The sequence below is a fragment of the Myceligenerans pegani genome (assembly GCF_014892515.1).
In the GTDB taxonomy this organism is placed as follows: domain Bacteria; phylum Actinomycetota; class Actinomycetes; order Actinomycetales; family Cellulomonadaceae; genus Myceligenerans; species Myceligenerans pegani.
This window is the reverse complement of the sequence record NZ_JADBGR010000074.1, coordinates 1-5,085: the sequence shown is the minus strand read 5'-3', so window position 1 is coordinate 5,085 and position 5,085 is coordinate 1. Positions and strand designations below refer to the sequence as shown.

Below are 5,085 nucleotides of genomic sequence, written 5' to 3'. Positions count from 1 at the left end.
AGCAGCTTCACACCCCTGCTCACCATCTGACCCTTGGAGCTCACCATCAACGAGAACACCACGCCCGACCTGTGGCTCACCCACGACGGCGTCGGGCTGGGCCCGCTGCGCGCCGACCTGCTGGAGTCGTACTGGCGCTGGGAGAATTCCCTGCCCGTGGTGGCCGGCTACGCCCGCGAGACCCCCGAGTCCCTCACCGAGCGCACCGCCGGGCTCGACCACCAACTTGAAGACACCGAGACCCAGACCCGCTTCACCATCTACCGCCAGGACGACGGCGACGGGTGGCGGCCGGTCGGTATGGCTTCCCTGCATCGACGACCGCTATCGCACCGCGGAGTTCTTCATCTACATCGGCGAGCCGTCCGAGCGTGGCCGCGGCACGGGAACAAGCGCGACGACGATGGTGCTCGACTGGGCCTTCCACATCACCGCCCTGCGGTGTGTCCACCTGTCCGTCATCGCGCAGAACACCGGCGCCATCCGCGCCTACGAGAAGGCCGGCTTCCGCATCGTCGGCACCCGTCGCCGCACCGGCTCCTGGCTGGGCCAGCCCGCCGACGAAGTCATCATGGACGCCGTCCCGGAGGAGTACGAGGGGCCGCGACTGGTCGAAGCAGCAGTGCTCGGCGCTGAACCCGGCGCTCCAAGCTCGCCCTGACCAGTCCGCCACCGTCGCCGTTCACCCCGTCGAGGAGCCCTGTACCTGTTCACCCCGGGAGCTCAGGTCAGCACCGCCGTCTCCCGTTCCATCAGGACGACGACGGCGCCCACCGAGCAGCGTTCGACCAGTTCGGCCGGCCAGTCGCCCTCCAGCGGGACGCGCTGCTCGGGCGGCGGGGCGGTCTCGCGGAGCGGGATCTCCGGCACGCCGCCCGGGGTCCGGCCGTTCGTCTGCCTCGGGCGCCGGTCCCGCAGCGGCTCCGGCCGGTCGAAGAACCAGCCCGTGGGCGCGTTCGAGTCCAGCGCGTCGGCGAGCATCTCCAGGTCGCGCGCCGCGAGCCGCAGCGCGGGCGCCACCCACGCCGCGTTCTGCGTCACCATCGCCTCCGTGCGGCGCGGGTCGCCGTACGCCACACGCGTCCCGTCCCGGAAGGATCCCGCGGCGAGGCCGAGCGCGACGTCGCGCACCGGTGCGCCGGCCACCAGGCCGAGCAGCTCGCCCGCGAGCACGTGCGGCACGTGCGAGACGAGGGCCGCGGCCTCGTCGTGGGCGTCGTCGGTGAGGACGGCGGCCGTCCCGCCGAGCTCCGCGGTGATCAGGCGTAGTACGCCCGCCAGACGGTCGGGATCGGTCGCCTTGCCCGACGTCGGCACGCCGTCCCCGAGGCGCGTGGCCCCCGGGTCGACGGTCACCACCCACCGGATCCCGCGCAGCAGGTCCGGGAACGAGGCGTCGAACCCGCTGTGCTCGGTGCCCGCCATCGGATGCGCGCCGACGTAGCGCCCGGCCAGCCCGGCGTCCCGGATCGCGTCCCGCACCGGACCCTTGACCGAGCCGACGTCGACGACGGTCGGATCCCATCCCGGCGCGTCGTCGAGCGCGGCCGACACCTCGCCGGCCACCACGCGCATGGCCCGCAGCGGCACGGCCAGCACGACCATCGAGGGGTGGTTCCCGCACAGCGTCGCGACGTCGTCGGCGATCTGCATGCCCGCCGCGCGGGCCGCCGTCCGGGCGTCGTCGGACGGGTCGGTCGCGATCACCGGCACGCCGGCGGCGACGAGCGCCCGCGCGAGCGACCCGCCGATCAGCCCGAGGCCGATGATGCCCACCGAGGTCACCACAGCAGCCCCCGGGTGATCTCGGCGGAATCGGCGTCCGCGGTGACGGAGCCGACCGGGACGTGGTCCGGGTCCAGCGTGCCGTCGACGTCGAGGTCCGGGGCGGGGAACACGCCGAGGGTCTTCAAGGAGTCGCCCGCGGCCAGGAGGTCGGCCAGCACGGTGCGCGCGCCGGACTCCCACGCGGCCTCGTCGAGCGTGATGACGAAGACGTACTGGCCCTGCCGCGCCTTCAGCGGGCGCGTGATCAGGCTGGACATGTTGACGCCGGCGCGGGCGAACATGTCGGTGATCCGCGCCAGGACGCCCGGGCCCACCCGGAGGGGGGTCACCGCGAGCATCGTGCGCCACGCCGAGACGCCCCGGGCGCGGGCCGCACCCAGGTGCTCGCGTGCGGCGTCCCGCGGCGCGAGCACGAGGAAGCGGGTGCGCCCGCCCCGGAAGTCCTCGACGGCGCGGGCGTGCGTCTCCAGCCCGTACAGCTCGCCGCAGAGGGACGGCCCGAGGGCGACGGTGTGCGGCCCGGCGTCGCGGCACGCGGCCGCGTTGGACGACGACGGCACCGGGTGCAGCCCGCTCGCCGCGACGAACCCGGCGCACTGCGCCAGGCCGTGCGGGTGGGCGCTCACCTCGCGCAGCTCGCCGTGATCCGGGCGGACGAACGCGTCGAACGAGACGTCGAGCACGACCTCGTCCACGGCCACCACGTCCGGGCTCCCGATCAGCGCGTCCAGCGACGGCACCACGTAGCCCTCCACGGAGCTCTCGATCGCGACGACGCCGACATCGGTGGCGCGGGCCGAGACCGCGTCGTGCACGTCGGCCACCGTGGCGAGCGGGTGGGCGGTTCCGGCCGGCCCTCCGGGCGCCGTCGCGCCCGTCGCGATCGGCCCCGGACCGCCGTCGTCCCCCTTGGCGCGGAGCGCGAGCCACTCGCGGACCGCCTGGTGGGTGAACGTGCCCTCCGGCCCGAGATACGCGGCGCGCAACGCGCGGCTCACAGCTCGCCCGCCCACTGCGGCGCGGCGCGGTCGGGGCCGGGCTCGAACGCCGCACCCGGCAGGACGGCGAGCGTGCGGTGCGCGATGCCGCGCGTGTCCAGTTCGTCGACGAGGGCCGACAGCACCGCCGCCGAGGGGCAGGAGAACGACGTGAAGAACACGTGCGGCCCGGTGACCGACGCCTGGCTGCGCAGGTGCTGCAGGTCGATCCCGGCGTCGGCGATGACGGCGAGGGTGGGCTGCAACGAGCCGCGGTGGTCGTCGTACGGACCGAACGCCAGCCACACCTGGGCGGGCGTCGTGAACTCCGGCACGGCGGCGCGGGACTGGAGCAGGCCGTACCAGACCGGCCCGCGCTCGGCGAGGACGGCGCTGTCCGGCAGTTCGGTGAACCCGGCCGGCACCCGGGACCGCTCCACCACGAGGGAACCGTCCACCCCGGCGAGCGCCACCCGTTCGGCGATCGGCGTGCGGGTAGGGACCAGGCGCGGATGCACGCCGAGCCCCCGCAGCACGCCCGCGCAGTCGCGCAGCCCGGCCTCGTCGACCACGACCTGCCCGCCGGAGCTGCCGCCGGCCGCGACCCAGACCCACTGCGGCTCGATGGACACGGCCGCGGTCACGATCAGCGACGACGCGCCCTCCAGCAGCGCGCGCTCCAGCCCGGGCGAGGGCTGCTCGGGGTGCCCGAGGTGCACGACGGCGGCCAGGTCGGCGATGCTCGCGACGGTGGCCAGGGTGTCGGCCGTGGTACCCAGGTCCAGCAGCTCCACGGGTTCGGTGGACCACCCCTGCGCGCGCGCCGCGAGCAGCGCGTGTGCGGAGGACTCTCGTTCGTCGCGTCCCAGCATGGATCCGAACCTACTGCGCCCGGCGGGCTCGCGCGTCATCTGTCCGCCGCTCGGCGGGCATCGGGAGCAGGACGCGTCGCACGGCCTGGTTCACTGTGTATCCCACGGCGGGTAGAGATCGCGGAGGAGGGGACGGTACGGTCCTCCTGACCGATCCGGATATACCGCTGACCTGGGGGTTTTCGTGAGTGCTGGTGAGTTCCGGCTGTTGGTGACCGGTGGCGGGACGGGTGGTCACACGTATCCGGCCCTGACGACGGTGCGGGCGTTGCAGGCGCGGCTCGCGGCGGAGGGCGTCGTGGTGCGGGTGTTGTGGGCGGGTGCCGCCGGTGGTCTGGAAGAGCGTGTCGCGCAGGCGGAGGGTATCGAGTTCGCGCCGGTGGCGACGGGCAAGATCCGTCGGGCGTCCAATCCGCTGGCGATGCTGAGTGCGGAGAACGTGCGGGACATGGCCCGGGTGCCGGTCGGTGTGGCGCAGGCGCGCGGGGTGGTTTCCGGGTTCCGGCCCGACGTCGTGCTGTCGACGGGCGGGTACGTGGCGGTTCCGATCGGTCTCGCGGCGGCGATGTCGCGGCGGCCTCTGGTGGTGCATGAGCAGACGGTCCGTCTCGGGCTGGCGAATCGTGCGCTGGTGCGCGGGGCGAGCAGGGTGGCCGTGTCCTCGCCCTCCACGCTCGATCTGCTGCCCGAGGGGGTGCGGGAGCGGGCGGTCGTGACGGGGAATCCGGTGCGTGCGGAGGTGCTGTCGGGTGAGGCGATCAAGGCGGTCGATGCGCTCGGTCTCGATTCCTTCGATCCCGGCCTGCCGGTGGTGTACGTGACGGGTGGGGCGCAGGGCGCGGTGCAGATCAACACGTTGATCGCGGAGTCGTTGCCGTGGCTGCTGGGCCGGGCGAACGTGATCCATCAGTGCGGTCCGGCCAGGGTGGAGACGGTGAGCGAGGTGGCGGCCCGGCTCTCGCCGGAGCTGGCGGGTCGGTATCGGGTGCTGGGGTTCGTGGGGGCCGAGCTGCCGGACGTGCTGGCGCTGGCCGACGTGGTGGTGTCTCGTTCGGGAGCGGGCACGATCGCGGAGCTGACCGCCCTGGGCAAGCCCTCGCTGCTGATCCCGCTGGCGTCGTCGGCCGGCAACGAGCAGGCGCACAACGCGCACCGCCTGCGCGACGTCGGCGCGGCGGTCGTTCTCGAGGGCGACATCGCCGCGGCGGATCTCCGGGCCGGGATCGAACCACTGCTGGGCGATGTCGGGCAGCGCGAGCGCATGGCGCACGCCGCCCGGGAACACGGCCGTCCGGACGCCGCCGAACGCCTGGTGGACGTGCTCCTGAACGCGGCCCGGGAGCGGTGACCGGTTACGTGGTGCCGTCACTGGACGCGCTGATCGGGAGCCCGGACGTGGTGGCCGTGGACGAGGTCGTGCTCGACGTCTCGTTCGACGCGTTCGTCCG

Annotated in this window: 5 protein-coding genes; 2 read left to right on the top strand and 3 right to left on the bottom strand. The window is 73.9% G+C overall.

Annotated elements, in window-relative coordinates:
* Nucleotides 1-226: 226 nt before the first annotated feature.
* Nucleotides 227-661 carry a GNAT family N-acetyltransferase gene (locus IIE03_RS09755; protein WP_225997536.1) on the top strand — a complete coding sequence of 145 codons (435 nt, stop codon included), beginning with the start codon at nucleotides 227-229 and terminating at the stop codon, nucleotides 659-661.
* Between the two features lie 62 nt (nucleotides 662-723).
* Here IIE03_RS09755 and IIE03_RS09750 read toward each other — a convergent pair whose 3' ends face one another.
* Genes IIE03_RS09750 through IIE03_RS09740 form a run of 3 tightly spaced genes read right to left on the bottom strand, consistent with a single transcriptional unit; the run spans nucleotide 724 to nucleotide 3,637 of the window.
* On the bottom strand, nucleotides 724-1,785 hold the full coding sequence (locus IIE03_RS09750) for a prephenate dehydrogenase (protein ID WP_192862564.1): 1,062 nt from the start codon (nucleotides 1,783-1,785) through the stop codon (nucleotides 724-726).
* The gene (locus IIE03_RS09745; protein WP_192862563.1) at nucleotides 1,782-2,786 is read right to left on the bottom strand and encodes a prephenate dehydratase; all 1,005 of its coding nucleotides are present in this window, start codon (nucleotides 2,784-2,786) and stop codon (nucleotides 1,782-1,784) included. Before IIE03_RS09745 ends, IIE03_RS09750 begins: the two co-directional genes overlap by 4 nt.
* On the bottom strand, nucleotides 2,783-3,637 hold the full coding sequence (locus IIE03_RS09740) for a hypothetical protein (RefSeq protein ID WP_192862562.1): 855 nt from the start codon (nucleotides 3,635-3,637) through the stop codon (nucleotides 2,783-2,785). Before IIE03_RS09740 ends, IIE03_RS09745 begins: the two co-directional genes overlap by 4 nt.
* 184 nt (nucleotides 3,638-3,821) lie before the next feature.
* On the opposite strand from IIE03_RS09740, the gene IIE03_RS09735 reads away from it, so the two are divergent.
* The gene (locus IIE03_RS09735) at nucleotides 3,822-4,985 is read left to right on the top strand and encodes a UDP-N-acetylglucosamine--N-acetylmuramyl-(pentapeptide) pyrophosphoryl-undecaprenol N-acetylglucosamine transferase (protein ID WP_318842899.1); all 1,164 of its coding nucleotides are present in this window, start codon (nucleotides 3,822-3,824) and stop codon (nucleotides 4,983-4,985) included.
* Nucleotides 4,986-5,085: the final 100 nt, after the last annotated feature.

Bases quoted from the DNA above. Each gene is read 5' to 3' on its own strand.
- IIE03_RS09740 (WP_192862562.1), bottom strand. From the start codon at position 3,637: ATGCTGGGACGCGACGAACGAGAGTCCTCCGCACACGCGCTGCTCGCG.